This window comes from Nonomuraea sp. NPDC050478, from assembly GCF_044458265.1.
Lineage (GTDB): Bacteria > Actinomycetota > Actinomycetes > Streptosporangiales > Streptosporangiaceae > Nonomuraea > Nonomuraea ferruginea.
The window spans coordinates 252681-278922 of the sequence record NZ_JBITHT010000001.1; the positions used below are offsets into that span (position 1 = coordinate 252681).

General features: G+C 70.4%; 21 protein-coding genes and 1 pseudogene. 13 read left to right on the forward strand and 9 right to left on the reverse strand.

The window, feature by feature from the left end:
* On the forward strand, positions 1-1524 hold a 1524-nt coding region (locus tag ACIBF7_RS01250), incomplete at its 5' end, for a glycosyl hydrolase family 18 protein (RefSeq protein WP_397196083.1).
* Between the two features lie 47 nt (positions 1525-1571).
* Here the strand turns inward: ACIBF7_RS01250 and ACIBF7_RS01255 are convergent.
* Both ACIBF7_RS01255 and ACIBF7_RS01260 read right to left on the reverse strand, forming a co-directional pair.
* Positions 1572-2333, reverse strand: a complete 762-nt coding sequence (locus ACIBF7_RS01255; protein WP_187281494.1) for a glycoside hydrolase family 16 protein — start codon at positions 2331-2333, stop codon at positions 1572-1574.
* A 14-nt stretch (positions 2334-2347) separates the two neighbouring features.
* A complete protein-coding gene (locus ACIBF7_RS01260; RefSeq protein ID WP_219542937.1) occupies positions 2348-4075 on the reverse strand; it encodes an ABC transporter ATP-binding protein in 1728 nt (575 codons plus the stop codon).
* 524 nt (positions 4076-4599) lie between these two features.
* Between ACIBF7_RS01260 and ACIBF7_RS01265 the strand changes: the two genes are divergently transcribed.
* Complete coding sequence (locus ACIBF7_RS01265; RefSeq protein ID WP_187281495.1) at positions 4600-5121, forward strand: GNAT family N-acetyltransferase; 522 nt, start codon at positions 4600-4602, stop codon at positions 5119-5121.
* A 160-nt stretch (positions 5122-5281) separates the two neighbouring features.
* Positions 5282-6439, forward strand: a complete 1158-nt coding sequence (locus ACIBF7_RS01270) for an FxsB family cyclophane-forming radical SAM/SPASM peptide maturase (RefSeq protein WP_397196084.1) — start codon at positions 5282-5284, stop codon at positions 6437-6439.
* On the opposite strand, the gene fxsT is transcribed toward ACIBF7_RS01270, so the two are convergent.
* Positions 6436-8913, reverse strand: a complete 2478-nt coding sequence (gene fxsT / locus ACIBF7_RS01275) for an FxSxx-COOH system tetratricopeptide repeat protein (RefSeq protein ID WP_397196085.1) — start codon at positions 8911-8913, stop codon at positions 6436-6438. The two genes, ACIBF7_RS01270 and fxsT, sit on opposite strands and share 4 nt — an antisense overlap.
* 581 nt (positions 8914-9494) lie before the next feature.
* Here fxsT and ACIBF7_RS01280 point away from each other — a divergent pair.
* Positions 9495-11099, forward strand: a complete 1605-nt coding sequence (locus tag ACIBF7_RS01280) for a tetratricopeptide repeat protein (RefSeq protein WP_397196086.1) — start codon at positions 9495-9497, stop codon at positions 11097-11099.
* 48 nt (positions 11100-11147) lie between these two features.
* Positions 11148-11693: a hypothetical protein gene (locus tag ACIBF7_RS01285; RefSeq protein ID WP_397196087.1), complete on the forward strand. Its 546-nt coding sequence runs from the start codon at positions 11148-11150 to the stop codon at positions 11691-11693.
* A 48-nt stretch (positions 11694-11741) separates the two neighbouring features.
* Here the strand turns inward: ACIBF7_RS01285 and ACIBF7_RS01290 are convergent.
* Together ACIBF7_RS01290 and ACIBF7_RS01295 are read right to left on the reverse strand one after the other, a co-directional pair.
* A pseudogene (locus ACIBF7_RS01290) lies at positions 11742-12902 on the reverse strand (MFS transporter); the annotation flags it as partial.
* Between the two features lie 275 nt (positions 12903-13177).
* Positions 13178-14365, reverse strand: coding sequence for an MFS transporter (locus ACIBF7_RS01295; RefSeq protein WP_148035389.1), 1188 nt, complete (start codon positions 14363-14365; stop codon positions 13178-13180).
* Between the two features lie 139 nt (positions 14366-14504).
* Here ACIBF7_RS01295 and ACIBF7_RS01300 point away from each other — a divergent pair, with 139 nt between their 5' ends.
* Both ACIBF7_RS01300 and ACIBF7_RS01305 read left to right on the forward strand, forming a co-directional pair.
* Entirely contained in the window at positions 14505-16376 is a 1872-nt protein-coding gene (locus ACIBF7_RS01300) for a SpoIIE family protein phosphatase (RefSeq protein ID WP_397196088.1), read from the forward strand.
* Positions 16369-16764, forward strand: coding sequence for an ATP-binding protein (locus ACIBF7_RS01305; RefSeq protein ID WP_219542935.1), 396 nt, complete (start codon positions 16369-16371; stop codon positions 16762-16764). Before ACIBF7_RS01300 ends, ACIBF7_RS01305 begins: the two co-directional genes overlap by 8 nt.
* Before the next feature lie 12 nt (positions 16765-16776).
* On the opposite strand, the gene ACIBF7_RS01310 is transcribed toward ACIBF7_RS01305, so the two are convergent.
* Together ACIBF7_RS01310 and ACIBF7_RS01315 are read right to left on the reverse strand one after the other, a co-directional pair.
* Positions 16777-17367: a hypothetical protein gene (locus tag ACIBF7_RS01310; protein WP_397196089.1), complete on the reverse strand. Its 591-nt coding sequence runs from the start codon at positions 17365-17367 to the stop codon at positions 16777-16779.
* Positions 17364-17954, reverse strand: coding sequence for an RNA polymerase sigma factor (locus ACIBF7_RS01315; protein ID WP_271277350.1), 591 nt, complete (start codon positions 17952-17954; stop codon positions 17364-17366). The genes ACIBF7_RS01310 and ACIBF7_RS01315 overlap by 4 nt, the downstream gene beginning before the upstream one ends.
* A 104-nt stretch (positions 17955-18058) precedes the next feature.
* Here ACIBF7_RS01315 and ACIBF7_RS01320 point away from each other — a divergent pair, with 104 nt between their 5' ends.
* The 6 genes from ACIBF7_RS01320 (at position 18059) to ACIBF7_RS01345 (ending at position 23874) form a co-directional block, all read left to right on the forward strand.
* A complete protein-coding gene (locus ACIBF7_RS01320; RefSeq protein ID WP_271277349.1) occupies positions 18059-18616 on the forward strand; it encodes an NADPH-dependent FMN reductase in 558 nt (185 codons plus the stop codon).
* Positions 18617-18626: 10 nt separating this feature from the next.
* Entirely contained in the window at positions 18627-19601 is a 975-nt protein-coding gene (locus tag ACIBF7_RS01325; protein ID WP_148035394.1) for an ATP-binding cassette domain-containing protein, read from the forward strand.
* Positions 19598-20437 carry an ABC transporter permease gene (locus tag ACIBF7_RS01330; RefSeq protein ID WP_219542931.1) on the forward strand — a complete coding sequence of 280 codons (840 nt, stop codon included), beginning with the start codon at positions 19598-19600 and terminating at the stop codon, positions 20435-20437. Before ACIBF7_RS01325 ends, ACIBF7_RS01330 begins: the two co-directional genes overlap by 4 nt.
* Positions 20438-20515: 78 nt before the next feature.
* Complete coding sequence (locus tag ACIBF7_RS01335) at positions 20516-21472, forward strand: D-2-hydroxyacid dehydrogenase (protein WP_271277348.1); 957 nt, start codon at positions 20516-20518, stop codon at positions 21470-21472.
* A 4-nt stretch (positions 21473-21476) separates the two neighbouring features.
* On the forward strand, positions 21477-22364 hold the full coding sequence (locus ACIBF7_RS01340; RefSeq protein WP_397196090.1) for an alpha/beta fold hydrolase: 888 nt from the start codon (positions 21477-21479) through the stop codon (positions 22362-22364).
* Between the two features lie 4 nt (positions 22365-22368).
* Entirely contained in the window at positions 22369-23874 is a 1506-nt protein-coding gene (locus ACIBF7_RS01345) for a class I adenylate-forming enzyme family protein (RefSeq protein WP_397196091.1), read from the forward strand.
* A 3-nt stretch (positions 23875-23877) separates the two neighbouring features.
* Here the strand turns inward: ACIBF7_RS01345 and ACIBF7_RS01350 are convergent, their stop codons facing one another.
* A complete protein-coding gene (locus tag ACIBF7_RS01350; RefSeq protein ID WP_397196092.1) occupies positions 23878-25098 on the reverse strand; it encodes an acetyl-CoA C-acetyltransferase in 1221 nt (406 codons plus the stop codon).
* Positions 25095-26240 carry an acyl-CoA dehydrogenase family protein gene (locus ACIBF7_RS01355; protein WP_148035400.1) on the reverse strand — a complete coding sequence of 382 codons (1146 nt, stop codon included), beginning with the start codon at positions 26238-26240 and terminating at the stop codon, positions 25095-25097. The genes ACIBF7_RS01350 and ACIBF7_RS01355 overlap by 4 nt, the downstream gene beginning before the upstream one ends.
* Positions 26241-26242 lie beyond the last annotated feature (2 nt).

Sequence of the window (26242 nt, forward strand, 5' to 3'; positions counted from 1 at the left end):
GACACCGGCCTGAACGCCGACACCAGCTACACCTACACCGTCCGCGCCCGCGACGCCGCCGGCAACCGCTCCGCCGCCAGCGCCGCCGTCACCGCCCGAACCTCCACCGGAGGCGGCAACGACACGCAGGCCCCCTCGGTGCCCGGCAACCTGCGCTCCACCGGCGTCACCAGCACCAGCGTCTCCCTCGCCTGGAACGCCTCCACCGACAACGTCGGCGTCACCGGCTACGAGGTCTACCGAGGCTCCACCCTCGTCACCACCGTCACCGGCACCACCCACACCGACACCGGCCTGAACGCCGACACCAGCTACACCTACACCGTCCGCGCCCGCGACGCCGCCGGCAACCGCTCCGCCGCCAGCGCCGCCGTCACCGCCAGAACCTCCACCGGAGGCGGCGGAGGCGGGGACAAGGTCCTCGGCTACTTCGTCAACTGGGGCGTCTACCAGCGGAACTACCACGTCAAGAACATCGACACCAGCGGCTCGGCGGCCAAGCTCACGCACATCAACTACGCCTTCGCCGACGCGCGGAACGGCGGCTGCGCGCTGACCGACACCTACGCCGACTACGACCGCTTCTACAGCGCGGCCGAGAGCGTGGACGGCGTCGCCGACACCTGGGACACCGGAGCCCTGCGCGGCAACTTCAACCAGCTGCGCAAGCTCAAGCAGAAGCACCCGCACATCAAGGTGCTGCTCTCGGTCGGCGGCTGGACCCTGTCCGGCGGCTTCGGCCAGGCGGCCCGGAACCCGGCCGCGTTCGCCGAGTCCTGCTACCGCCTGGTCGAGGACCCGCGCTGGGCGGACGTCTTCGACGGCATCGACATCGACTGGGAGTACCCGAACGCCTGCGGCCTGACCTGCGACACCAGCGGCCCGGCCGCGTTCCGGAACCTGATGCAGGCGCTGCGCGCCCGGTTCGGCTCCGGCAACCTGGTGACCGCCGCCATCACCGCCGACGGCACCAACGGCGGCAAGATCGACGCCGCCGACTACGCGGGCGCCGCCCAGTACGTCGACTGGTACAACGTCATGACCTACGACTACTTCGGCGCCTTCGCGGCGCAGGGCCCGACCGCCCCGCACTCGCCGCTCACCTCCTACAACGGGATCCCGACGGCCGGGTTCTACTCCGACGCCGCGATCCAGAAGCTGAAGAGCAAGGGCATCCCGTCGAGCAAGCTGCTGCTCGGCATCGGCTTCTACGGCCGCGGCTGGACCGGCGTCTCCCAGGCCGCCCCCGGCGGCACCGCCTCCGGCGCGGCTCCGGGCACCTACGAGGCGGGCATCGAGGACTACAAGGTGCTCAAGACCCGCTGCCCCGCCACCGGCACCGTCGCGGGCACCGCGTACGCGCACTGCGGCAACCAGTGGTGGAGCTACGACACGCCGGCCACGATCGGCGGCAAGATGGGCTACTCGAAGAACCAGGGCCTCGGCGGCGCGTTCTTCTGGGAGCTCAGCGGTGACACGACCAACGGGGAACTGATCACCGCGATGCGGAACGGCCTGCGCTGACCCGCTGACAGGTGAAGGGCCGGCCCCGCGATCCGGGGCCGGCCCTTTCACGTCCGCCGGTAACCGCGCACGTGATCGACGGTGAACTCCTTCGGGTACGGGCCGCTTTCGGGCCCGGGGAACTCGTAGACGTTGAGCATGAGCTGCATCGGATAGGCCGGTGACTGGCGGACCGTCCTGATGTGCTCGCCGTCCACGAAGAAGGACACGCGGTCAGGCGTCCACTCCGCCGCGTAGGTGTGGAAGTCGCGGGCGTCGATGGGCAGCGTCTCGCGGGTGAAGTCGTCGGTGATGGCGGGGTCGCCGAACGGGTGCACGCCCATGCCGACGCCCGTCGAGTCCGGGCCGACGTCGCGGCCGAAGATCTCGCAGACGCAGATCTCGGCCGAGCGCTCCGGAGCGTCCTCGTATCCGATCATCCAGAGCGCGCACATGGCGCGCGGGTCGTCGGTGACCTTGGCCCGCATCTCGATCAGCCCGTAATGAGGGGTGTAGAGGCGGACGTTCGCCTGGGCCTCGCGGACCACGGCGGCGCCGCGCCCGTGCTGGCCGACCGAGCTGCCGACCGGGCCCGCGAACACGCCGGTCTGCAGCGACGAAACACGTAGGCCGCCCTCCAACTCGGGGCTCCACGGCGGCTGGTCCTCCTCGATCAGCAGCCGCAGCCGCCCGCCGCCGGTGCGGTAACGGGCCGGCGAGCGGTCGCCGGTGGTCCACTGCGGCAGGTAGCGCGCCACCCACCTGCGCGCGTCCAGCTCGTCGTCGTCGAAGGTGTCTTCGAACTCCAGCTCGTACCCGTCCTCACGCACCAGCACACGGTACGTCAGCGGACCGACATATCAGTGCCGGAGGCCCACCGCCTGAACTTGATCGGGCTGCGCGGCGCCACGGGCTCCAGGTCGATCACCCGGGCGTCCTCAGGGACGTGCCGCAGGTCGTGGGTGATCATGATGGTGGTGCGGCCCGTCATCAGCCGGCGCAGCGGCTCCATCACGCGGGCGACCGTGGCCTCGTCCAGCCCGGTCATGGGCTCGTCCAGCACCAGCACCGGGGCGTCGCGCAGGATCGCCCTGGCGATCGCCAGCCGCTGCCGCTGGCCGCCCGACAGCAGCCGGCCGCGCTGGCCCACCGCGCTGTCGTAGCCGTGCGGCAGGCTTCGCACGAAGTCGTGCACCCCGGCCAGCACGGCGGCTTTGATCACCTCGTCGGTCGAGGCGTCCGGCCGCCCGTAGGCGATGTTGTCGCGTACCGACCCCGAGAACAGCAGCGTCTCCTGGTGCAGGATCGTGATGTTGTCGCGCAGCGACTCCGTGGTCAGATCCCGGATGTCCGAACCGTCCAGCAGCACGCGCCCGGACTCCGGGTCGTAGAACCGCAGCAGCAGCTTGGCCAGCGTCGACTTGCCCGCGCCGCTCGGCCCGGTGAACACGACCAGTTCGCCGGGCTCGACGGCGAACGAGAGGTCCACCAGCGTGGGCCGCCTGCGACCCGGATAGGTGAAGGTGACGCCGTCGAACGCGATCCGCCCGCGGCTGCGGCCCGGCAGCGGCTTCGCGTCCTCCCGGTCGGTCACCGCGGGCCGCACCTTGAGCACCTCGATGACCCGGTCGGAACCGGCGGCCGCCTCCGACACGGTGAGCGCGATCTCCCCCAGGTTCTGCACCGCCGGGTAGAGCATGGCCAGGTACGCGGCGAAGGCCAGCAGCCCGCCGAGCGTGAGCCGGCCCGTGGTGATCTCCCAGGCGCCCACGCCGAGTATGACGATCAGGCAGACGGTCTCCAGCACCTGCATCAGCGGCCCGTACACGCCCGAGAGCCACGCCTGCCGCAGGTTCGCGTACAGCCAGCGGCGTCCCGCGCGGTGCAGCCGCCGCGATTCGGTCTCCTCACGGTTGTACGCGTGCACCAGCGCCTGGTTGGCCAGGCCCTCCTCGATGACGCTGTTCATGTCGCCGTTGCTGGCCCGCTCGCTGGCAGAGGCCGTCCGGAACCGGGACGCGAACACCTTCGAGGCGATCAGGAAGGCCGGGAACAGCGCGATCGTGATCAGCGCCAGGTCCCAGCGGATGAGGAACGCCGCCCCCGCGAAGAAGATGGCACTCGTCACCGTCGTCAGCAGCTTGACCAGCCCCGAGCCCATCAGCTCCTGGATGGCCGCGATGTCGTCGGTCAGCCGCGCCATCAGGTCGCCCAGGCGGCGGTTCTCGGCGAAGTCCGGCGACAGCTTCTGCAGGTGCGCGAACACCCGGTCACGCAGCCGCAGCAGGAACCGCTCGGCTCCCACCGCCGTCGCGTACGCGCCCCCGATCGACGCCACGGCGGCCACGGCCGCCAGCCCCAGCCAGGCGAACGCCGGCGTCCAGAACGACGTCATGTCGCGGGTGGCGAGCACCTCGTCGGTGATGTAGCCGAACAACCGGATCGCGGCCACCTCACAGAGGGAGGCCAGCACCGCGAAGAGCACCCCGGCTGCGAAGAACCACCGCAGCCCACGGGTATCGGGCCAGAATTCACGAAATGTCCGGCGCAACGTCACCGTCGGCGCCAGCATCCCCCGCTCGCCCCGATCGGAGAATTGGAGGGAGAGCCGACGGGTAACCCGCCGGCCCTCCCGACTTTCCACTACCAACACCACCACCTACGGCAGCATCGGTTGCAGCGACAGCCGCCGCAGCACCTACGCCTTCTGCAGCAGCCTCGCCTTCCGCATCCACTCGTCAGAGCCATTTCTGCCTCCCCCGATCGGATTCGAACCGTCTTTTTCGGACGGTAGCACCGATATACCCAGGAATCCCCCCAAACACATCTGTCGAAAGAGACTTTGACTTCTCTCCGGCATCAGGAATAGTCGTGCTCTATTCCCGGCAAATCCTTCACAAAAGTCGTCCAGTTCGCCTACATACGATCTTGAAAGACCGGAAATTCCCGACCTCGATTTCCGGGACACCACTTCTCAGACCCTTCAAGGCACGCCATGCCTGTGGACAAACATGCCGCCGGTCAAGGATCACCCTCGCTCCGGCCGAGAACGCTTCCCCCTAGGCTGGACACGTGCCCGTTGAGCGACATCTCCGCGTGAAACTACGCAGAGTAGCGCATGAGGACCGGAACGAGTTCGTCTCCCTGGCGCACATCAGCACCAGCGTCCACCGACTGTGGATAACCACTCCGACCACTCCCGACGCCTTCGACCGCTACCTGCGCCGCTTCGACGGGGTCACATCCATCGGCCACGTGGTGCGTCTCACCCGCGCGGACACCCTGGTCGGCTTCGTCAACCTCAACGGGATCGGCGAGCACGGGGCCATGATCGGCTTCGGCACCTTCGCCCCCGCCATGGGGAAGGGCTACATGCGAGAAGGGCTGGAGCTCGCGCTCCGCTTCGCGTTCACCGACCTCCGGCTCCCCCGCGTCGAAGCCGACGTGCAACCGTCCAACATCGCCTCTGCCCGGCTGCTCAAGGCCGCCGGATTCACCCTGCGCGCCGGCGTCTCGACCCAGATCCATGTCGGTGGAGCCTGGCGGTTGCACGAACGGTGGTCCATCAGCCGGGAGGCTTTCTTCGACGCTGACGCCCAAAGTCGTACCGAAAGCTGACCTTTTGTGCACGTTTGCCGGTGCTTAAACTCGGGCATGCCGCAGCGGGACGAATCGGGGCACACCTTGAATTCGCCTTTCCGGGGAGCTGGTCGGCTTGCGAGAAGCCCATGGTCCGGACATCGAGTCACCGCCATCCGCGTGGCCGTCAGGCCTCGATGTGGCGGGGCTCCTGGAATCCGGATGGCGGCCCACTCCTTTCCGCCAGTTCATTCTCAAGCTCCACAGCCGCTGCAATCTCGCGTGCGACTACTGCTACATGTACGAGATGGCCGATCAGAGCTGGCGGAGCATGCCGCGCCGCATGTCCAAGGCCGTCATCGACCGGACAGCCGTACGGATCGCGCACCACGCCGCCGCTCACGGGCTCGGCCGTGTCGAGGTCATCCTCCACGGCGGCGAGCCGTTGCTGGCCGGCGTGGACCACATCGACTACGCGGTGACCGCCCTGCGGTCCGCCCTCCCGCCCGAGGTCGATCTGATCGTCCATGTGCAGACGAACGGCGTGCTCCTCAACGAGGCGTTCCTCGACCTGTTCCGCAAGCTGGACGTCCGCGTAGGAGTCAGCCTCGACGGCGACGAGCAGGCACACGATCGACACCGGCGACGGGGGAACGGCAGAGGCACGTACGCGGAGGTCCGGCGCGGGTTGCGACTCCTCACCGCCGACGAGTACCGGCATCTTTTCAGCGGCCTGCTATGTACGGTGGACCTGGAGAACGACCCTCTCAGCACCTACGAGTCCTTGCTGGAGTTCCAGCCGCCGGTGGTGGACTTCCTCCTCCCACACGGCAACTGGGACGAACCACCGCCGAACTGGTCAGACTCCCGCACCCCCTACGGTGACTGGCTCATCGCCATCTTCGACCGCTGGTGCGCCACCTCTCCGCGGAGGACCCGGATCAGGCTGTTCAGCGAGATCATCCGGCTGTTGTGCGGCCGGCATTCGCGCAGTGAGACCATCGGCCTGTCCCCCGTGGCGGTGGTGGTCGTGGAGACGAACGGGGCCATCGAACAGGTGGACACGCTCAAGTCGGCCTACGACGGCGCGGCGGGAACGCTGCTGCACGTCCTGCGCGACTCGTTCGACACGGCGCTTCTCCTCCCCGCGATCGCGGCCCGCCAGATCGGCGAACAGGCGCTGTCAAACGAGTGCCTCTCCTGCGAGATCGTCCGGACCTGCGGCGGCGGACTTTACCCGCACCGCTACCGTACGGGCACCGGGTTCCGCAACAGGTCCGTCTACTGCGGGGACCTGTATCGGCTGGTCACGCACATCCGCGGCAGAGTCGTCAGCACCGCCGGCAGCCTTCCTTAGACCGGCGGCGGGTCGAAGTCCCAGTCGAGATGGCGGCCTTCACCGGCCACGATGGTGTCCGGATGTTCCTCTCCCAGCGTTCGGTGGTACCGCTCCATGGTGGCGCTGGACAGGCGCTGCCCTTCCTCGGTCTCACCCGCTCTGATCAGATCCACCGAGAGGTTCGCCGCCGCGGCGAGCGTGGTGGGGTGATTCTCGCCGAGCAACTCGGTGAGTCTCCGGTACGTGTCCAGGCCCAGGGCGCACGCCTGGTCCAGATCGTCGAGAGCGGCATAGTCGCTGGCCAGGTTCACGGCGATGGACAGGGCATAGTGGTGACCGCGGGACAGCTTGCTCTCCACGCCCTTGAGCGCCTTCTCGTTCAGCTCGCGCGCTTCCTTGGGCTGTCCCAGCACGCGGTACAGGAGTGCGACGTTGCTGGCGCACCCGTGGTTGTACGGGTGATCGGGCCCGTAGACGCCGGGATACCGCCGTGCCGTGTCGCGGGCCAGATCGAAGGCCTTCTCCGGCTGCCCGTTGGCACGCAGCGCGTTGGCCAGGCAGGTGGCGGCGGCCAGCGTCCAAGGCGAGTCGAGACCGTACACGCGCATGTATCTGGCGTGCGTGTCCTCGGCGAGTTCGAGGGCCTCCTCCCGGTCGCCGGCCCGCATGAGCGCGATGGCCAGTTCTTTCTGCGCCAGCAGGATCCGGGGGTGATCGGCGTCGAAGTACTCCCGCCCGTAGCCCAGCGCCTCGGTGCCGACGTCGCAGGCTTCCTGGTAGTCGCCGCACTGGCGCACCGCCCGGCCGAGGCCCGTCCACAGGTTGAGCAACGTCACCCTGTTCAGGGCCTGGCCCTCGGCCTGTGCTCTGGTGAGCGCTTCCTTCAGCAGGTCACGCGACCTTTGGTATTCGCTCATGAGGGCGAGGTCGAGAGCCAGGTTGTTGACCGCACGGAAAGTGAGCAGGTCCTGCTCGCCCAGCACCTGACGGTGGAGGCGCACGGAGTCCTCGTCGTGCTCCCGCGCCTCCCCGAACTCGCCCTGGGCGCGCAGGTCCGCGCCGATGCCGTTGAGCAGGATCAGGACGTCGGGATGTGCCTCGCCGAGCTCGTCGCGCATGGTCGCGAGCGTCCCTTTGTCCACATCGAAGGCAGCCTGGAACTGGCCGAGCTCGCGCAGCAGATTTCCTCTGATGCGCTGGGCGCGCAGCACGTGCAGGTCCCGCTCTCCCGAGTCGGCGGTCCACCGCTCCAGGAAGATCTCCAGATGTTGATCGAGCGCTTGATGGTTTCCGGAGGCGCTCAAGTACGTCAGCACGTTGAGCGCGAAGTCGCGGACGTCGGATCGGGTGCTCTCCTCCACCTTCGCCGGCCGGATGTGGGGAAGAAGCGCTTCGTACCGCGGCCAGTTCGCCGTGTCCGCCGGGTCCTGCGGCGCGGCCCCGATCAGCAGGGAGTGCACCTCTTCGCGGATCTCCTCCTGGACAGCGGGATCGAGTTCCTCCCGGAGCAGGGCCTGGATGAGTCTGTGCACCTGCAGGGTCCGATGCTCGTTGGCCTCCGCCTCGATCCGTACGAGCGCGTACTTGCCGAGGCGCCCGATCGCCTTGCCCAACCGGATGGGATCGGCCAGCAGCGTCGTCGTCCCTTGCCGGATCGGGCCCTTGACCGGGTAGAAGACGGCACGAGGAATGGGCTCGGGTCCGAAGAACGCGCAGGTCCGCAGCAACTCCATCGCTTCGGGCAGATATTCCTTGAGCTTGGCGACCGAGAGCTCCCATGCCGCCGTCATCGAATGCGGGTACTCGGTGGGCCTGCCCTCGCTCAGCAGGCGGCTGGTGCGCTCTTCGAGGAGGCGCAGGTATTCGCGGGCCAGCATGCCGGTCTCGGTCTGGAGGGCGGCGGCCTGCTCCAGGGCCAGCGGAAGGTCGCCCAGCGCCTCCGACAGCCGGTCGGCGTCCTCGTCGCTGATGGCCCGGCGCATGCGCTTCTTGAAGAACTCCATGCTCTCCGCGCGTGGGAACACGTCCACGGCGACCGTGTCCACGACGCTCTCCCAGGTGTGGTTGCGGGAGGTGATGAGCACGTGCCCCGGGCCTTGCGGCATCACCTCCTGGAGGTCTGCCGGCTCGTCCGCGTTGTCGAAGATGAGCAGCCATCGGGAGTACGGGTCGCCGCGGCGCAGGGCTTCGAGCACCGCGTTGGACGAGTCCTCGATGCCGGTGGTGGTGGGGCCGGGGACGCCGAGTCTAGGGGCGAGTTGCGCCAGGGTCGCCCGGACGAGCCCAGGTTGGTCAGCGGGAATCCACCAGACGAGGTCGTAGTTCTCCCGGAAGCGATGGGCATATTCGATGGCCATCTGGGTTTTCCCCACACCGCCGAGCCCGTGCAGCGCGTGGGGCACGACCGCGGCGGTGTCCTGATCGACGATGCCGTTGCGCAACCGGGTCAGCAGGCCGTCGCGCCCGGTGAAATTCTTGTTCCTGGGTGGCACTTTCCATACTGCCGGAGAATCGATCGCTCGCCGCGCAGTGGGCCGCGGTACGTCGGGCATTCCCTCCGCCTTCCATCCGCTTGCCTCGCCCACGGCGGAACCTGCCGCGGACATGGAGTGTGAAACAAAGACGATAGCCGCTGCAACAGGGATCGACCAGGTCCGGACGGATACATCGGCCACAATTATGGAGATCCGATTTCGCGTGGAGTAGGCAGGATGTCGAATGTGTGATAGGTCCATGATGAGCACCCCCGCGCCACTGACCCCCTGGAGGAGCGTGCCGATGCGATGCCCTGCCGCAGGACGACAGGACGATGTGGTGGACCTGGCTACGCTCAACGAAGAGATACGCGAGCTCCTCTCCTCTGACGCGTCCAAGGAGGAGGTGTATGCCGGATTCGACAACGTCGTCCCCACCGCCTATTGATCCGGCCGTAAAAGCCGGTTGTGCCGTCCTTTAATCGTGGTGGGCGGAGCGCCGATGGCTTCGCTAGGCTACCCTGCTTTTGAAGGTATGGAGAGGCACGCCGTCCGACGAATAGTCGCGCCTCACGAGTCCTCGGCATGCAAGGTCTGCCATGACAGCGATTTCCGCACCACAAGACAACCCCTTCATCGGGGCCCGGCCCTATGACACCGGCGAGAACAGTCTTTTCCTTGGTCGGAATGCCGAGATTCGCGATCTCGCGAGCTTGTGGAAAGACAATCGTCTGACGATCCTGCATTCGGCGTCCGGTGCCGGCAAGACGTCGTTGTTACGGGCGGGCGTCATCCCGGAGCTGCGAAGACACGACAAGCGACCGCTCCCCGTGGGCCGGACCCCGTCTACCCGCGTCTGGCCCACAGCCGCCCTCCCCCAGCACAATCCTTACCTGGTCGGATTGCTGTCCTCCTGGGAGCCGGGCGAGATGCCCGCACGGCTGACAGGGCTGTCGCTCCTCGACTACTTACGGCGGCGGGAGATCAGGGACGGCCACGGCGTCCCCACCCTGGTCGCCATCGATCAGGCGGAAACCTTCCTGCGGCCTCCCACCCGGCACGAGCAGCATGCGCGACGCTTCATGGAGGAACTCTTCGAGACCGTCGAAGAACTGCCCCGCCTCCATCTGCTCCTGTCCGTCCGTACGGAGCATCTGGACGAGTTGTCGCGCCTGGTGAAGGCTTCGGGAATCGCCGAACCGGCGGAGTTCGAGCTGCGGCCCTTCTCTCCCGAGACCGCCGCCGACCTGGTGGGGCAGCTGGTGGTCACCCGGGGGCACCGGCCTGACCAGCACCACATCGTCAGCGTTCTGGACGAGCTCAGAACGATCCGGGACGAAGGCGACCTGATCCGCAACAGGTTGCCCACCGTGGATCCCGCCCTTCTCCAGGTCGTCGGCTCGCACTTCTGGGGCGACCCCGCTCCGGTTCCCACCGCGGGTGACGTCGACGCGGCCTTGCTGGAGTTCTGCGCGAGCACACTGGCCGAGGTCGCGGCCGATCTCGGGATCCTCCCTCGTACGCTCGACACCTGGATGCGGGGCGCCGACCCGGCGACAGGTGAGATCAGCGGGCCGGCCCTGCACGCGCCGGTGGTCCACGCGCTCGAAGACCGCTACCTGGTCAGGGAGGGCGCACGCGTCCACGCCCGGCTCCTCGCCCCGATGCGGCGACTCGACCTCTCGCTCTGGCCCGCTGTCTCCAGGAACACCCGCGACCGGCTGTCCGCCGCCGTCGAAGCCGGGTTCGCCGGCGAGTTCGACCGGGCGGGCAAGCTGTTGCAGGACGTCGCACGCACGTGTCCGCCGGGAGCTACGCGCACTCGCGCGGAGATGGAGTCCCTGCTGGGAAATCTCGCGGCCACGCAGGATCTCCTGCCAGAGGCGGAGCGCCACTACGAAACCGCGGCAGGGCTCTATGAGGTGTTGCGCGACAACAGCGCCGTCAGCTGGTCGCTCGCGGCCCTCGGCCGCATCGCACTGCGACAGGGCAAGCGAGCCTGCGCCATCGAAGAGCTCCGCGCGGCGGTGAGCCGTGCCCCGCACGATCTCACCGTCCACACGAGTCTGGGCGAGGTCCTCTGGAAGGCGGGCCAGCCCCGGGCCGCTCTGTCCGTGCTCAGCGGCGTCGTCGACCGGGAGGCGGACGTGCCGGGCGCCCGCCGGCTCCGGCACGCGATCCTCGCCGATCTCGAGAAGGGGTGAGCCGTCCCCCTTGTTTCGTCCTGGCCCTGCACGTCCGGGAGGTAAGTCGTGTTCGCGGCGGCGACCGATACCGCTCTTGTCGCGCTGATCACCGGTGGGAGCGCAGTCCTGGCCGCGTTCACCGGCGCGGGCTGGTCGGTGGTGACCGAGAGAGCCAAGGCCAAGCACGCGAGAAGGGCCGCTGAGGAGCAGCGCGACGCGGAACGGCGGGACGCTCGCGCGCGCGAGACCTGGGACGCCTACTACAAGACTCAGGCGGCCGTACTGGGGCTGGGACTGTCCGTCGGCATCTCGCTGGACATGCGGGCATCCAGCAACGCCCGGCTGGACGGCGAAGATCTCCCCACCCAGCTGCGGCTGGTCCGGGCCGAATATCTGGCCGCCACGGTGGCGATCGAGCGACTCTGGCCGCTGTGCCCGCCCTCCAGCCACGACAACCTGCGCATGCTGAGCAACGAGGTCAGCACAGCCTTCGGGTACGCGCGCGGTGTCTCGCAGCAGCAAGTAACGGCGACAGAAGTGGAGAAGGCCCTTCAGGAGCGCCTTCGCGCGTTGGGCGACGACCTCTCGCGCGACGAGCACCTTCGGGAGTGACCACATCAGGGTGAACCCCATGGCCAGGATCGCGACCACCGCCGCCACGGTGATCAGCGCGTCCCGGATGCCCAGACCTGCGATGACATACCCGCTGGCCAGCGCGCCCAGGGGGACCGCCCCACCGGAGAGGAACCGACCGATGCCGGTCACTCTGCCGAGCAACTTCTCGGGCACGTTGGACGCTTGGTAGAGAGCGAGAGCGACGTTGAGCTGCGCCCCGAAGAAGCCGATTCCCCCCTGAGCCAGGGGAAGCATCACCGCGATGGACATCATCGGGTTGCCCTCGGCGAACGGGAGGACCAGGGTCGCGCCCAGCCAGCACCACACGCTGACGATGATCATCAGCTGCGGACGATTGCGCCAGCGCAGGATACGAGAGGCGAGCGCCGAACCGAGGACACCGCCCAGCCCTGACGCGGCGACCAGCAGGTAGATGACGAGGTTGGACAGCCGCCGCTCGTATGCCAGCAGGACGAGAACCAGGGCCAGCGTCTGGAAGAAGAAGTTGGCCAGCGCGCAGACGACCAATGTCGTGGCCAGAAAACGGTCCTTACGGACGAAGGCGAAGCCTTCTCCCAGATCACGGGCGAAGACGGCTCTGCTCATCGCCTGCTTCTGCCTCGGGACCTGCCGTTTCCGCTTCCGGATACCGCGCAGGAGCATCATCGCGAGGGCCGAGGTCACGAACTCCACGATGAAGGGCAGACTGCGGTGCAGCTCGAAAAGGTAGAGACCAAGGGGGCGGCCCAGCAGCGTGGCCACATGGGTGCGGCCCTCGTTGCGCCCCATAGCGGTATGGAGCTCGGAATTCGGCACCAACCGGGGAACGACCGCCGTCTCTGCCGTACTGAAGAATACGACACAAACGCCTTGGAAAAGCACGATTACCAACAAAATAGCCGCTACGCCATCAAGCAGGAACAGTGCCGCCACCAGTGAGCCCGCGAGGAAGACCCTCATAAGCGTGCTGACGGACATCACCCGGAACCGGTCCCAGCGATCGACCAGAACCCCGACCGGCAGAAGCAGCAGGATCCTCGGTAGCGTGGCAGCTGCAGTGACCCAGCCCGCGAAAATCGTCGAGCCCGTCAGCGAGAGCGCGAGGAGAGGCGCTGTCAGGATGGTGGTCGTGTTGCCCAGCTGGGCAACCGCTGAACCGGTCCAGAGCAGCGAGAAGTCACGTTTCCACCCGCCGCCACCTGCCAACGTAAGTCTCCTCGGTCACCTCCGTGTCCTCCATCGCCTCTTAGACTCAAGTTTGCGACAAAGTGAACGCGGTGCGTGGCGTACGGCATTCACCCCTTACTGCCATCGCTTGACGTCGTAATAACACTTCCTCATGCGGCGTGGTTCTATGTCTGGTTTGCCATGATTTGGCCATTAGCGCACGACCTCTCAACCCAGATATTCCACGCCGGGTGGGTCAGCCTATCGCGACCGAATCACCGTCTCGACCGCATGGTGGTACTTACGAAAAGCAATCACGCCTTCTCGTTCCCCACGGAAACCGCCTTCGAGTTCCCAGCCGCCAGCACCGTAACCGCCGCCAGCCCCGCCAGCCCCGCCCCCGCCACGTAAGGCAGCGCCACGCCCGCGTCGAACAGCACCCCCGCGCCCGCCGGTCCCACGATCCTGGCGAAGGCGCTCGCCGACTGGCCGGCGCCCAGGCGGGCGCCGCGGCGGTCCGGTGGGCCCGCCGCCGCGAGGAGGCTGGCCACGGTGGGGGTGACCAGGCCGTTCCCGGCCGACAGGACGCACACGGCCAGCACGCACAGCCAGGCGGGGCCCGCGGGGACGACCGGCAGGCAGGCCGCCATCACCACCGCCCCGGCCGCCGCCACCCTGGCGTCGCCCCACCGTCTGGCCAGCAGCGTGACCGGCCCCGCCTGGACGGCCGCCATGGAGAGGCCGGCGGCGGCCATGGCCAGGCCGATCGCCTCGGGCCCCCAGCCGTACCTGTCTCTGCCGAGGAAGGCGAGCGTGGTCTCCATGCCGACGAACGCCGCCATGGTCAGGAAGCCCGTCCCGGACAGGAGCAGCACGCCGGTCCCCGGCGGGCCGGTGCGGCCGGGGGCGGCAAGGCGTCCGGGCGGCTCGGGGAGCAGGAACCAGGCCGCGACCAGGTTGGCGGCGGCGAGCGCCGCGGCGGCGTACGCGGAGGCCTGGAAGCCCCACGGGGCGAGCACCGCCCCCAGCGCGGGGCCGGCCACGAACGCGGTGCCGATGGCCATGCCGAGCCGCGCCATCGCGGCCGTGCGGCGTTCCTCCGGCACGGCGTCGGCGAGGTATGCCTGGGCGACCGAGATGCTGCCGCCGAAGGCCCCGGCCAGCGCCCTGGCGGCGATGAGCCAGCCCAGCGAAGTGGCCGCGCCGGACAGGGCCAGCGACAGGGCGGAGCCGGCGAGGGCCAGCAGCAGGACGGGGCGCCGCCCGTACAGGTCGGAGAGCCGGCCGAGCAGGGGCGCGGCCAGGAACTGCGCGACCGAGTAGGCCGTCACCGTGAACCCGTACAGGATGCCGGTGGCGCCCAGGTCGGCGGCGAAGAACGGCAGCGACGGCAGGATCACCGTGAACCCCAGCAGGTCGATGAAGACCGTCAGGACGATCACGAGCTGGACCGGCCGCCGCATCGGCACTCCAAGGAGGTGGGTCTCTGTTCGGCGTGTCATGCTACAAGCCGTCGTGGCCGGTCCCCGTGACAGGACTGAGGCGGCCGATACGCTGGCGGCCCCTTCTTACGGGTGATAGACAGCGATATGCCGGGACAAAGGAGCAGGCCGCCGTCCGGCCGGGTCGGGTGGCCGTGACATGGACGGTCCTGAACAACCGATGGAGCCCTCGCAGAACTACTTCGACCGCCTGGCCGACCTCGACGCGCGGCTGGGGCGGGTTCGCGGCGATCACGCGCTGGCGCTGGAACGGGCCGCCGGGATCCTCGCCGGGCGCACGTCGTGCCGCATCGCCGAGGCGCACGCGTACCTGCGCGGGCTCGCCGCCGACCAGGGGCGCGACGTGTCCGAGCTGGCCGCCGAGGTGGTGGCTGCATTAGAGGGGCACTCCGATGAGGGGCCCGAGCGGCTGCGCGCCACCGTGGCGTCGGCGCTGCGGCCGCTGCGGCAGCCGCCGCAGACGGGCGACTGGGCGCGCATCGCCCAGCAGGTCCTGGACGGCGTGGCCGGCAACCACACGGTGCTGATGCCGGTGCGCGCCGAGGACGGGAGCGTCGAGGACTACCTGTTCATGGCGGCGGGCCCGGAGCTCGTGGACATCTCGGGACGGCGCGGCTCGGAGATCGTCGGCCTGCGGCTCAGCGAGGTCTACCCCACGCTCATGGGCGGCCCCGTGTGGGACGCGTGGGAGCGGTGTCTCGCCGACGGGATGCCGCGCCAGGTCGGCCCCATCCCGTACGTGAGCGTGGCGGCGCGGGCGCCGGCCGAGATGACCATCTCGGTGCAGATCAGGCCGGTGGGCCCCGGTGTGATCAACAGCTGGGTCAGGCACGACGTGCAGAGCCGGCTGGAGGAGCGCGCGGCGCAGACCGAGCGGCTGGGCAACCTCGGGTGGGGCGAGTGGGACCTGGTCACCGGCGAGGTGGACTGGTCGCCTGGCCTCTACCGCGTGTACGAGCGCGACCCCGCGAGCGGTCCGCTGCCCCGCGACGTGCTCGACACCCTCACGGTCGAGGAGGACATGCCGCTGCGGGCGCAGGCGGCCGAGGACTTCAGCAGGGGCAAGACCATCGACCTCACCTACCGGGTCAGGATCGGCGGCCGGGTCAAACACCTGCGCATGGTCGCCGACGCGGTGCGCGACGCCGAGGGCCGGCCGGCCAAGATCTTCGGCGTCATCCAGGACGTCACCGCGCGCGAGACCACCCGGGCCAAGCTGTCCAAGGTCGAGCAGGAGCTGCGCGAGCACCAGCGGAACCTGGAGGCCGAGCACCGGCTCGCCGTCACCCTCCAGCAGATCGTGCTGCCCATCCCGACCGAGCCGATCGACCTGCCGCGGCTGCGGGTGGCGGTCCGCTACCTGCCCGCCGTGCAGGCGGAGCGGGTCGGCGGCGACTGGTATCACGCGGCGCAGGCGGGCGACGGCAGCGTGGTGCTCGCCATCGGCGACGTCGCGGGTCACGGGGTGCGCGCGGCGGCCTGCATGGCGCAGCTCCGGCACGCGCTGGCGGCGCTGGCCGTCACCACCACGAGCGAACCGGCCGAACTGCTCGGCCACCTCAACCGCCTGCTGTACATGGGAGGCACCGGGACGAGCACGGCCACCGCCGTGGTGGCCCGCTACCTGCCGGAGACCGGCGAGCTGCGCTGGGCGCAGGCCGGGCACCCGCCGCCGCTGCACAGCCGGGGCGGGCACACCATCGAGCTGGACCGCCCGGACGGCTCGGTGCTCGGCGCCGTGCCCGCCGCCGCCTACGGCACCGCCGCCGTCACCATCGCGCCGGGCGACCTGTTGCTGCTCTACACCGACGGCATGGTCGAGCGGCGGGACAAGACACTGCGCGAGGGGCTCGCCCCCGTGATCGAGACCCTCGACAGGACCTTCACCCGGCGCAGCCGGCAGCCGGTCGCCGACGTGATTGCCCAGCTTCCCGACGCCAACCCGGAAGACGACACCTGTGTGCTCGCCGCCCGCCGGCTGCCCCTCTCCCCGGAAGGCGCCCATGGCTGAGGAGCTGGAGACGCTGCTCAGCCGCGACTTCGATCTGGAGTCCCTGATCAGCCTGCGCCGGGAGGTGGAACGGCACAGCGAGGAGGAAGGGCTGGCCGGGCTGGCGCTGTACCGGTTCGTGGTGGCGGTCAACGAGATCACCACCAACTCCGTACGGCACGGCGGCGGGCACGGCCGGCTGACCCTGTGGAAGGGCGCCGACCGGCTCTACTGCGAGGTCACCGACCGGGGCCGCGGCCTGCCCCCCGGCCGGGAGCGGGCGCAGCCGCCGCCGTCCACCAGCGCCAACGGCCGGGGCCTGCTGCTGGCCAGGCACGGCGCCAGCCGGCTCAGCATCCACAGCGACGGCGACGGCACCAGCGTCATGCTGGAGGTCACGTACACCTGAGCGAGGGCTCCGTCAGGAGTCGCCGAGCGGTGCGTCGCCGTCGACCAGGTCGCACGGCGCCACGGGACCGTCGGAGACCCGCGCCCAGATCGCCGCCACGACGTCGCCTGCCTCCGGGTTGTCGTTCACCGCGAACTCCAGCACGCCGGTCTGGCCGGGCTTGATCTGTGACGGGTCGATCTGGAAGCCGGTCGTCTCGATGGTGGGCGGGAAGACGGCGAGCGGGGCCTCCTCCTTCGACAGCCAGTTCTCGCCGCGCGGACGGGTGGCGCACTTCTTGCCGGCGGGCAGGTAGTCGACGACGAAGTCGTGGCCCATCCCCCTCAGCTCGGCCTCCAGGGCCTCGGGGTCCTTGGCCTCGTTGATGGTGATGGTCACGGTGCCGTCGGGGTTCTCGGCCACCGCGTACGCGGGGGCACTGCCGAACAGCAGCGGGAGCGCCACTGCGGCCGCGGCGGCGAGACCCAGCGCGGGGGCCAGCACGCCGGCGCGCGGCAGCTTGCGACGTGCCTTGGGCTGGTCCTGAAGAGAGGTCATCACGAACTCCTTGAGCAGTTGGTGACGGCCCTCGGGAAGGTCCCGTTCCTGCGGGAAGATGTTCATCGGGTGCTCTCCTTGACGGGCCGGACCGCGGTGCCGCGGTCACCATTCATCTGTCGTCGGGACAGGGCCAGTTCCAGCTTTTTCCTGGCCCGGGACAACCGGGATCTGACAGTGCCGATCGGGATGCCCAGCGCCTCGGCCGCCTCGGCGTAGTCGAGCCCGGCCCCCACGCACAGCAGCAGCACGTCCTGCTCGTGCTGGCGCATTCGGCCGATCGCCTCGCGCACCTCGGCCAGCCGCTCCTGGTCGGCGAGCTGACCGACCAGCTCGTCGGCGAAATCGGGGACGGCGTCGGCACGGGGCATCCTGGCCATGACGTCCTCGTGGCGCCGCCTGGTTCGCCGCAGGTTGCGCGTCACGTGGGTGGCCACCCCGAGCAGCCAGGGCCGCAGTGAGCCCCCGTCCGGTGTGAGCCGCTCCCGTGACCGCCACGCCTCCAGGAAGGTCAGCGACACCACGTCCTCGGCCACCGACCAGTCGCCGGTCAGCCGCCAGGCGTGGTTGTAGACGCTTCTGGCGTACTGGTCGAAAAGCTCCTCGAACGCTCGTTGATCGCCGTCCCGTATGCGGGTCCGCATCACATCCATACGCCGTACTGTCCGGCAATCCCGGACGAGTTCCCTGCCCGCTAGATCCGATCTAGCGGGTTTCTCGCGCCTCACAGGTGACGGCGGCGAGAGAGGAGAAGGCGATGCTGGGCGTCTCGGTGATCCTGGGCAGCACCCGGGACGGCCGCGCCTGCGACACGGTCGGCCGGTGGTTCGCCAGGCTGGCCCGCGGGCGCGCCGATGTCGCGGTCGAGGTGCTCGACCTGGCCGGGTACGCGTTCCCCGGCAGCTATCCGGGGACGGCGACCCCCGCCATGCGGGAGTTCACCGCGGCGGTGGGGAGCGCGGACGCGTTCGTGGTCGTCACCCCGGAGTACCACCGCAGCTTCCCCGCCCCGCTCAAGCAGGCGATCGACTACGCCTACGACGAGTGGCACGCCAAGCCGGTGGGCTTCGTCTCCTACGGCTGCGGCTCGACCGGTTTCTACGCCGTCGAGCAGCTCCGCACCGTCTTCGGCGCCCTGCACGCCGTCACCGTCCGCGACTGGGTCGGGCTCGACCTGCTCGCCGACGCCGACGGCGACGGGTGCCCCCGCGACACCGACGGCAGGCTCCGCGCCGTCGCCACCATGCTCGACCAGCTGACCTGGTGGGGCCGCGCGCTGCGGGACGCGCGCCTCGCCCATCCGTACGTCTCTTGAGAGGAAGCCCATGAACGAGCCGGCGATTCGGCTATCGAAACTGGTGAAGGTCTTCGGCGAGACCCGCGCCGTGGACGGACTCGACCTGGAGGTGCCGGCCGGCGCCGTGTACGGGGTCCTCGGACCCAACGGGGCCGGCAAGACCACCGCCGTACGCATGATCGCCACGCTGCTGCGGCCCGACGGCGGCGAGGCCACCGTGTTCGGGCACGACGTGGTGCGCGAGGCCGACGCGGTCCGTTCCCGCGTCAGCCTGACCGGACAGTACGCGTCGGTCGACGAGGAGATGACCGGGGCGGAGAACCTCATCCTGCTGTCCCGGCTGCTCGGCCACCGCAAGCCTGCGGCCAGGGACAGGGCGGCCGAGCTGCTGGAGGCGTTCGGGCTGACGGACGCCGCCGGGCGGCAGGTCAAGACGTACTCCGGCGGCATGCGGCGGCGGCTCGACATCGCCGCCAGCATCCTCAGCACGCCGGACCTGCTCGTCCTCGACGAGCCCACCACCGGGCTCGACCCGCGCAGCCGCAACCAGGTGTGGGACATCGTGCGCGTCGTCGTCGCGCACGGCACCACGGTGCTGCTCACCACCCAGTATCTGGAGGAGGCCGACCGGCTCGCGTCCAGGATCGCGGTCATCGACCACGGCCGGTTGATCGCGGAAGGCACCCCGGGCGAGCTGAAGTCGTCCGTCGGCGCGGGCTCCGTGCACGTGCGGCTGCGCGAGGCCGCCGACCGCCCGGAGGCCGAGCGGCTGCTCGCCGAGGCCCTGGACGCGCCCGTCCACCTGGAGGCCGACCCGGTCGCGCTGACCGCGCGCATCGGCGACGGCCGGGACGAGGTCGCCGCGGCGCAGGCCTCGGCCGCCCTGGCCCGGCTCGCCGGGGCGGGCATCGTCGTGGACGACTTCTCCCTCGGCCAGCCCAGTCTGGACGAGGTCTTCCTGGCACTCACCGACCACCCCGCCACCGAGGAGGCAGCGGCATGACCACCACCGCGGAGACCACCGCTTACGTTCCCACCCCCGGCATGCTCTCCTCGGTCCTGGCGCCGGCGACCAGGCCGCCCCGGCCGAGCGCGCTGTCGGCGTCGGTCACGTTCGGCTGGCGGGCGATGCTGAAGATCAAGCACGTGCCCGAGCAGCTCTTCGACGTGACCGCGTTCCCGATCATGATGACGCTGATGTTCACGTACCTGTTCGGCGGGGCGCTGGCCGGCTCGCCGACCGAGTATCTGCAGTTCCTGCTGCCGGGCATCATGGTGACGAGCGTCGTGATGATCACCATGTACACCGGTGTCGAGGTGAACAAGGACATCGAGAAGGGCGTCTTCGACAGGTTCCGCACCCTGCCGATCTGGCGGCCGTCGACCATGGTCGGCTACCTGCTGGGCGACATGCTGCGCTACATCATGGCCTCGGTGGTCATCCTCTGCGTCGGCCTGGTCATGGGCTTCCGTCCGGAGGGCGGTTTCGTGGGGGTGATCGCCGGGATCGCGCTGCTGCTGGTCTTCTCGTTCGCGTTCTCGTGGGTGTGGACGATGTTCGGGCTGCTGCTGCGCAGCGAGAAGTCGGTGATGGGGGTCAGCATGCTGGTGCTGTTCCCGCTCACGTTCCTCAGCAACGTGTACGTGGACCCGTCGACGATGCCGGGCTGGCTGCAGTCCTTCGTGAACGTCAACCCGATCACCCTGCTGGTCTCGGCGGTCCGCTCCCTGATGGGCGGAGCCCCCGACACCGGCGCCGTCACCGGGGTGCTGGTGGCCTCCGCGCTCTTCGTCGCCGTCTTCGGCGCGCTGACCATGAGGCTCTACAACCGCAAGTGACCACCCGCACGGCCCGGCCCTCTTCCAAGGGCCGGGTCTTTTCTTTTATTATAGTAATGATTCGACGTTAGGAGTGGTATGCGGGCGGGCAGGATCGGCACGGTGCACTGCTACGGCAGGTTCGCCGTGGACGCCGTGTCCCGGGCGGGAGCCGTGCTCGGGGACCGTGAGGTGGTGGCCTGCCGCACGCCGGAGAGCTTCCTCGCCGAGCTCGACCGGGTGGAAGCCGTGCTGGGGCTGGGGATGCGGGTGCCCGACTGGTCCGTGGCCCGCCGGCTGCGGCTGATCCACCTCGTGGGCTCGGGGGCCGACAGCATCCTCCCGGCGGCCGGGCTGTCGCCTGACGTGCGGGTGGCCGCCGCCAAGGGGCTGTCCGCGCCGGCGATGGCCGAGTTCGCCGTGGCCATGCTCCTCGCGCTGGCCAAGCGGCTGCCCGAGGTGCTGGCCAGCCAGCGGTCGCGGGCGTGGGAGCCGCATCATCCCGTCGTCCTGTCCGGGGGGACCCTCCTGGTGGCGGGGGCGGGGCCGGTGGGGCGCGAGGTGGCCCGCCGCGCCAAGGCGCTGGGCATGGACGTGATCGGGGTGCGCAACGGCCCGGACCCGGTGCCGGAGTTCGACGAGACGCATCCCGCCGGGCGCTTCGCCGAGCTGGCCGGGCGGGCCGACGCCATCGTCCTGGCCGTCCCGGCGACCCCGCTGACCCGCCACCTGCTGGACGGGAAGGTCCTGGACCGGTGCCGGCCGTCGTGCCTGATCGTCAACGTGTCGCGCGGCGAGGTGGTGGACGAGCGCGAGCTGGCCGGCCGGCTGCGCGCGGGCTCGATCGGCGGCGCGGCGCTCGACGTGTTCGAGAAGGAGCCGCTGCCGCCCGTCAGCCCGCTGTGGGACGCGCCCGGCGCCATTCTCACCCCGCACGTCTCGTGGAGCTCCCCCGGCTACGGCAGGCAGGTGGTCGAGCTGTTCGCCCGCAACCTGGAACGGGTCGAGCGGGGTGAACCGGTGGTCAACCCGGTCGACCTGGCGCGCGGATACTGAGCCCATGATCCCCTCCTGGTTCCGCGACGCGCTCGCCCATCCGGTCGACACCGGCGAGGTGACCGTCGCCGGCGTGCCCATCCGCTACCGGGCCTGGGGCGCGGCGGGACGCCCCGGCATCGTGTTCGTGCACGGCGGCGCGGCCCACAGCAGGTGGTGGGACCACATCGCGCCGCTGTACGCCGGCGGCCACCGGACCGTCGCCCTCGACCTGTCCGGTCACGGCGACAGCGGCCACGCCCCGCGCTACGGCCACGACACCTGGGCCGAGCAGGTGCTGGCGGTCGCGGCCGACGCCGGGATCACGGGCCCCCCGGTGCTCGTCGGGCACAGCATGGGCGGGCTGGTCTGCCTCCGCGCGGCTCTCTCGTACGGGCCCGAACTCGGCGGCGTGGTCAGCGTGGACTCGGTCCTGCGCGAGGAGGCCGACACCCCGGCGCACGTGGCGCGGCGGCAGGAGGCGCTGCGGCGGCCGCGCCTCTACCCGACCAGGGAGGAGGCGGTGGCGCGCTTCCATCCGATCCCGGAGGTGGGGCGGGCGCACCGGTTCGTCGTCGACCATCTCGCCGAGACCTCCGTCAGGGCCGTCGAGGGCGGCTGGACGTGGAAGTTCGACCCGCTCCTGTTCGGCCAGCCCAGGCTCACCATGGAAGAGCTGTTCCCGCCGGACTGCCCGGTCGCGCTCATGAGGGCCGGTGACGGGCTGCCGCCGCCGGAGATGACCGCCGCCATGCACCGGCGGCTGGGCGTCTCGCTGCCGGTCGTCGAGATCGCCGACTGCGGCCACCACGTCATGCTCGACCAGCCGCTGTCCTTCGTCGCCGCGCTGGACGGGGTGTTCGCGGGCTGGGGCCTCTCGACGACGCCCGCCAGGACCGACCAGGAAGTGTGATGACATGACAGGTCTGCCGGAGCGGCTGGAAGCGGTCCTCGGCGTGGACCCGGACGCGCGGGCGCTGGAGCTGGACGGCCGGTGGTGCGCGTGGGGCGACCTGGCCGCGGGCGCCCGCGCGCTGGACGAGCGGCTGCGGGCGGTCGGGGCGCCGGAGGGCGTGCGGGTGGGCGTGGTGATGCGCAACCGGCCCGGCGTCGTCGGGGCGGTGCTCGGGTCGCTGGCCGGGCGTTACTGCGTCGTCTCGCTCAGCCCCGTGCAGCCGGCGGACGCGCTGGCGAAGGACGTCGGTGACCTGGATCTGGTGGCGGTGGTCGCCGACGCGGCCGACTGGGAGTCGGAGAGCCTGGTGACGGCCGCCCGGTCGGCCGGGGTGCTCGGGCTGTCCGTGCCCGCGTACGAGCCTGGCACGGTCACGGTGGTCACCGGGTGCGCGCTGGACGCCGGGGAGATCGCGGCGCGGGCGCTGCCCGGGGTCGCGGTGAGCATGCTGACGAGCGGCACCACCGGCCCGCCCAAGCGCGTCCCGGTCGGCTTCCGCAACCTGGAGGCCAGCTTCGCCGGGGCCGCGCACTACGAGTCGGGACGGCCGTGGCGGGCGCGGCTGCGCTCCGGGGTGGCGATCGTGGTCGCGCCCATCCTCCACACCAGCGGGCTGTTCCGGCTGCTGCTCAACCTGTTGGAGGGGCGGAGCGTGGCGATGCTGGAGCGGTTCACGGTGGACGGCCTGGTGCGGCTGGTGACCTCGTACGACGCGCGGGTGCTGGCGCTCACGCCGACCTCGCTGCGGATGGTCCTGGACGCCGGGGTCGATCCGGCGGTGTTCGCCGGGGTCCGCGCGGTGGTGTGCGGCACCGCGCCGCTCAGGCCGGAGGTCGCGCGCCGGTTCGAGGATGTCTACGACGTCGCGGTGCTGGTCACGTACGGGGCGACCGAGTTCGCCGGCGGCATCGCGGGCTGGACGATGAAGGACTGGGAGCGCCACCGCGACGCCAAGTGGGGCAGCGTGGGCCGGGTGCATCCGGGGGTGGGCGTACGGGTGCGCGACCCGGAGACGGGCGAGCCGGTGCCCACGGGCGAGGTCGGCCGGCTGGACGTGCGCACGCCGCAGTCGCCGGACCCCGACCGCTGGCAGGAGACCACCGACCTGGCGCGGGTCGACGAGGACGGCTTCCTGTGGGTCGTCGGCCGGACCGATGACGTGATCATCCGGGGCGGTTTCAAGGTGTCGGCGGGCGCGGTGGCCGAGGTGCTCAAGGAGCATCCCTCGGTACGCGACGCCGCCGTGGTCGGCCTGCCCGACCAGCGGCTCGGCGAGGTTCCGGTCGCGGCCGTCGAGCTGGCCGACGGCGCCGCCTTCGACCCGGCCGAGCTGGAGACCTGGGCGCGCGCCCGGCTGACGCCTTACCAGGTGCCGGTCCGCTTCGTCCCGCTGGACGCGCTCCCTCGTACGCCCTCATTGAAGGTGAGCCAGGAGCGCCTGAAGGCACTCCTGGCATCCGGCTCGTGATCGTCAGGTGATCCGCTCGAAGACGGCGGCGATGCCCTGGCCGCCGCCGATGCAGAGAGTGGCCAGGCCGTAGCGTTGCTCGCGGCGGTGCAGTTCGCGGGCGAGGGCGCCGACCATGCGGGTGCCGGTGGCGCCGACCGGATGGCCGAGCGAGATGCCGGAGCCGCGCGGGTTCGTACGCTCCAGGTCCTTCTCGCCGAACCGCCACTCGCGCATGACCGCGAGGGCCTGGGCCGCGAACGCCTCGTTGAGCTCGATGAGGTCCATGTCGGCCAGCCGCAGCCCGGCCCGGTCCAGCGCGACGCGGGTGGCCGGGACCGGCCCGATGCCCATCCGGTGCGGCTCGACCGCGCCGATCCCCGACGACACGAGCCGCACCAGCGGGCGCAGGCCGAGCGCCGCGGCCCGGTCGAGGGTGGTGACGACGCAGAGCGCGGCGGCGTCGTTCTGGCCGCTGGCGTTGCCCGCGGTGACCGTCGACTCGGGGTCGGCGGCGGCGCGGATGGGGCGCAGCCGGGCCAGCGACTCCAGGGTGGTGTCGGCGCGCGGGTGCTCGTCGCGGTCCACGGTCGTCTCGCCACCCTTGACGGGGACCGTGACCGGGATGATCTCCTCGGCGCTCCTGCCGTCGCGCTGCGCCTCGACGGCCCGCCGGTGCGACAGCAGCGCGAGCTCGTCCTGCTCCTCGCGGGGGATGGCGTACTCGCGGCGCAGGTTCTCCGCCGTCTCCAGCATCCCGCCGGGCACCGGGTGGTGGCGGCCGCCCGCGGTGACCCGGCCGCGCTCCAGGCTGTCGTGCAGCTGGACCCCGCCCTGCCGGGCGCCCCACCGGAGGTCGAAGGAGAAGTGGGCGGCGTTGCTCATGCTCTCGACGCCGCCGGCGACGACCACGTCGGCGTTTCCTGTCACGACCTCCCTGGCCGCGTACAGGATCGCCTGCAGGCCGGAGCCGCAGCGCCGGTCGACGGTGAGCCCCGGCACGGTGACGGGCAGCCCCGCGTCCAGCGCGACGACGCGGCCGATGGCCGGGGCCTCGCTCGTCGGGTAGCAGTGGCCGAGCACGACGTCGTCGATCGCCTCGGGCTGGAGCCCGGTGCGGGCGAGCAGCCCGCGCAGCGCCTGGGCGCCCAGCTCGGGGGCGGGGAGCGCCTTGAGCGAGCCGCCGTAGCGGCCGATCGGGGTCCGCACCGGCTCGCAGATCACGGCGTCACGGGAGCCGGTCATCGGGTGGCCACCTCACGCATCAGATTCCTGGCGATGATCAACTTCTGCACCTCGCTGGTCCCTTCGTAGATGCGGTAGAGCCGGGCGTCGCGGTAGAGGCGCTCGACCGGCACTCCGTGCATGTAGCCGCTGCCGCCGTGGATCTGCACGGCGCGGTCGGCGACCCGGCCGGCCATCTCGCTGCAGAACAGCTTCGCGCTGGACGGCCCGATCCGCCGGTCGGTGCCGTCGTCGTAGGCGCGGGCGGCGGAGAGCACGAGCGCGCGGCCGGCCATCAGCTCGGTCTGCGAGTCCGCGATCATCGCCTGCACCTGCTGGAACGTGCCGATCACGGTGCCGCCCTGCTTCGCCGACGCGGCGTACCGCACGCTCTCGTCGACCAGCCGCTGCGCCAGGCCGACGCAGCAGGCCGCGATGTGCAGCCGGCCCTTGGCCAGCGAGCGCATGGCGGCGGCGAACCCTTCGTTCTCCACCTCGCCGATCAGCCGCGAGGCGGGCACCCGGACACCGTCGAAGTGGATCTCGCTGGTGTGGGAGCCGCGCTGCCCCATCTTCTTGTCCCTGGGGCCCACGGTCACGCCCGGCGTGCGCGTGTCCACGGCGAAGACCGAGATGCCCTTCGGGCCGGCCTCCCCGGTACGGGCGAACACCATGAGGACGTCCGACCGGTCGGCGTTGGTGATGAAGCGCTTGTGGCCGTCGATGACGTAGTCGTCGCCGTCGCGCACGGCGCGGGTGCGCAGGCCGCTCGGGTCGGACCCGGCCTCCGGCTCCGTCAGCGCGAACGAGGCCACGCACTCCCCCGCCGCCATCCGGGGCAGGAACTCCGCCTTCTGCCGCTCGGTGCCGAAGTTGACCAGCACCTGCCCGGCGATGCCGTTGTTGGTGCCGAACATCGAGCGGAACGACGGGGTGGTGTAACCCAGCTCCATGGCCAGGCGGGCGTCCTGCTCGGCGTCGCAGCCGAGCCCGCCGTACTCCTCGGGGACGGTGTAGCCGAACAGGCCCATCCCGGCGGCGGCGCCGCGGATCCGCTCGGGGATCTCGTCGGTCTCCTCGATCACGTCCTCCGCGGGCACCACGACCTCGCGTACGAACTCCCGTACGGTGCTCAGAACGGCGGCGAAGTCCCCGCTGTCCATGT

Coding starts and splice junctions, on each gene's coding strand:
- ACIBF7_RS01260 (WP_219542937.1), bottom strand. CDS start 4,075: ATGCTGGCGCCGACGGTGACGTTGCGCCGGACATTTCGTGAATTCTGG.
- ACIBF7_RS01280 (WP_397196086.1), top strand. CDS start 9,495: ATGACAGCGATTTCCGCACCACAAGACAACCCCTTCATCGGGGCCCGG.
- ACIBF7_RS01295 (WP_148035389.1), bottom strand. CDS start 14,365: ATGACACGCCGAACAGAGACCCACCTCCTTGGAGTGCCGATGCGGCGG.
- ACIBF7_RS01300 (WP_397196088.1), top strand. CDS start 14,505: ATGGACGGTCCTGAACAACCGATGGAGCCCTCGCAGAACTACTTCGAC.
- ACIBF7_RS01305 (WP_219542935.1), top strand. CDS start 16,369: ATGGCTGAGGAGCTGGAGACGCTGCTCAGCCGCGACTTCGATCTGGAG.
- ACIBF7_RS01310 (WP_397196089.1), bottom strand. CDS start 17,367: ATGAACATCTTCCCGCAGGAACGGGACCTTCCCGAGGGCCGTCACCAA.
- ACIBF7_RS01315 (WP_271277350.1), bottom strand. CDS start 17,954: ATGGATGTGATGCGGACCCGCATACGGGACGGCGATCAACGAGCGTTC.
- ACIBF7_RS01320 (WP_271277349.1), top strand. CDS start 18,059: ATGCTGGGCGTCTCGGTGATCCTGGGCAGCACCCGGGACGGCCGCGCC.
- ACIBF7_RS01325 (WP_148035394.1), top strand. CDS start 18,627: ATGAACGAGCCGGCGATTCGGCTATCGAAACTGGTGAAGGTCTTCGGC.
- ACIBF7_RS01330 (WP_219542931.1), top strand. CDS start 19,598: ATGACCACCACCGCGGAGACCACCGCTTACGTTCCCACCCCCGGCATG.
- ACIBF7_RS01335 (WP_271277348.1), top strand. CDS start 20,516: ATGCGGGCGGGCAGGATCGGCACGGTGCACTGCTACGGCAGGTTCGCC.
- ACIBF7_RS01340 (WP_397196090.1), top strand. CDS start 21,477: ATGATCCCCTCCTGGTTCCGCGACGCGCTCGCCCATCCGGTCGACACC.
- ACIBF7_RS01345 (WP_397196091.1), top strand. CDS start 22,369: ATGACAGGTCTGCCGGAGCGGCTGGAAGCGGTCCTCGGCGTGGACCCG.
- ACIBF7_RS01350 (WP_397196092.1), bottom strand. CDS start 25,098: ATGACCGGCTCCCGTGACGCCGTGATCTGCGAGCCGGTGCGGACCCCG.
- ACIBF7_RS01355 (WP_148035400.1), bottom strand. CDS start 26,240: ATGGACAGCGGGGACTTCGCCGCCGTTCTGAGCACCGTACGGGAGTTC.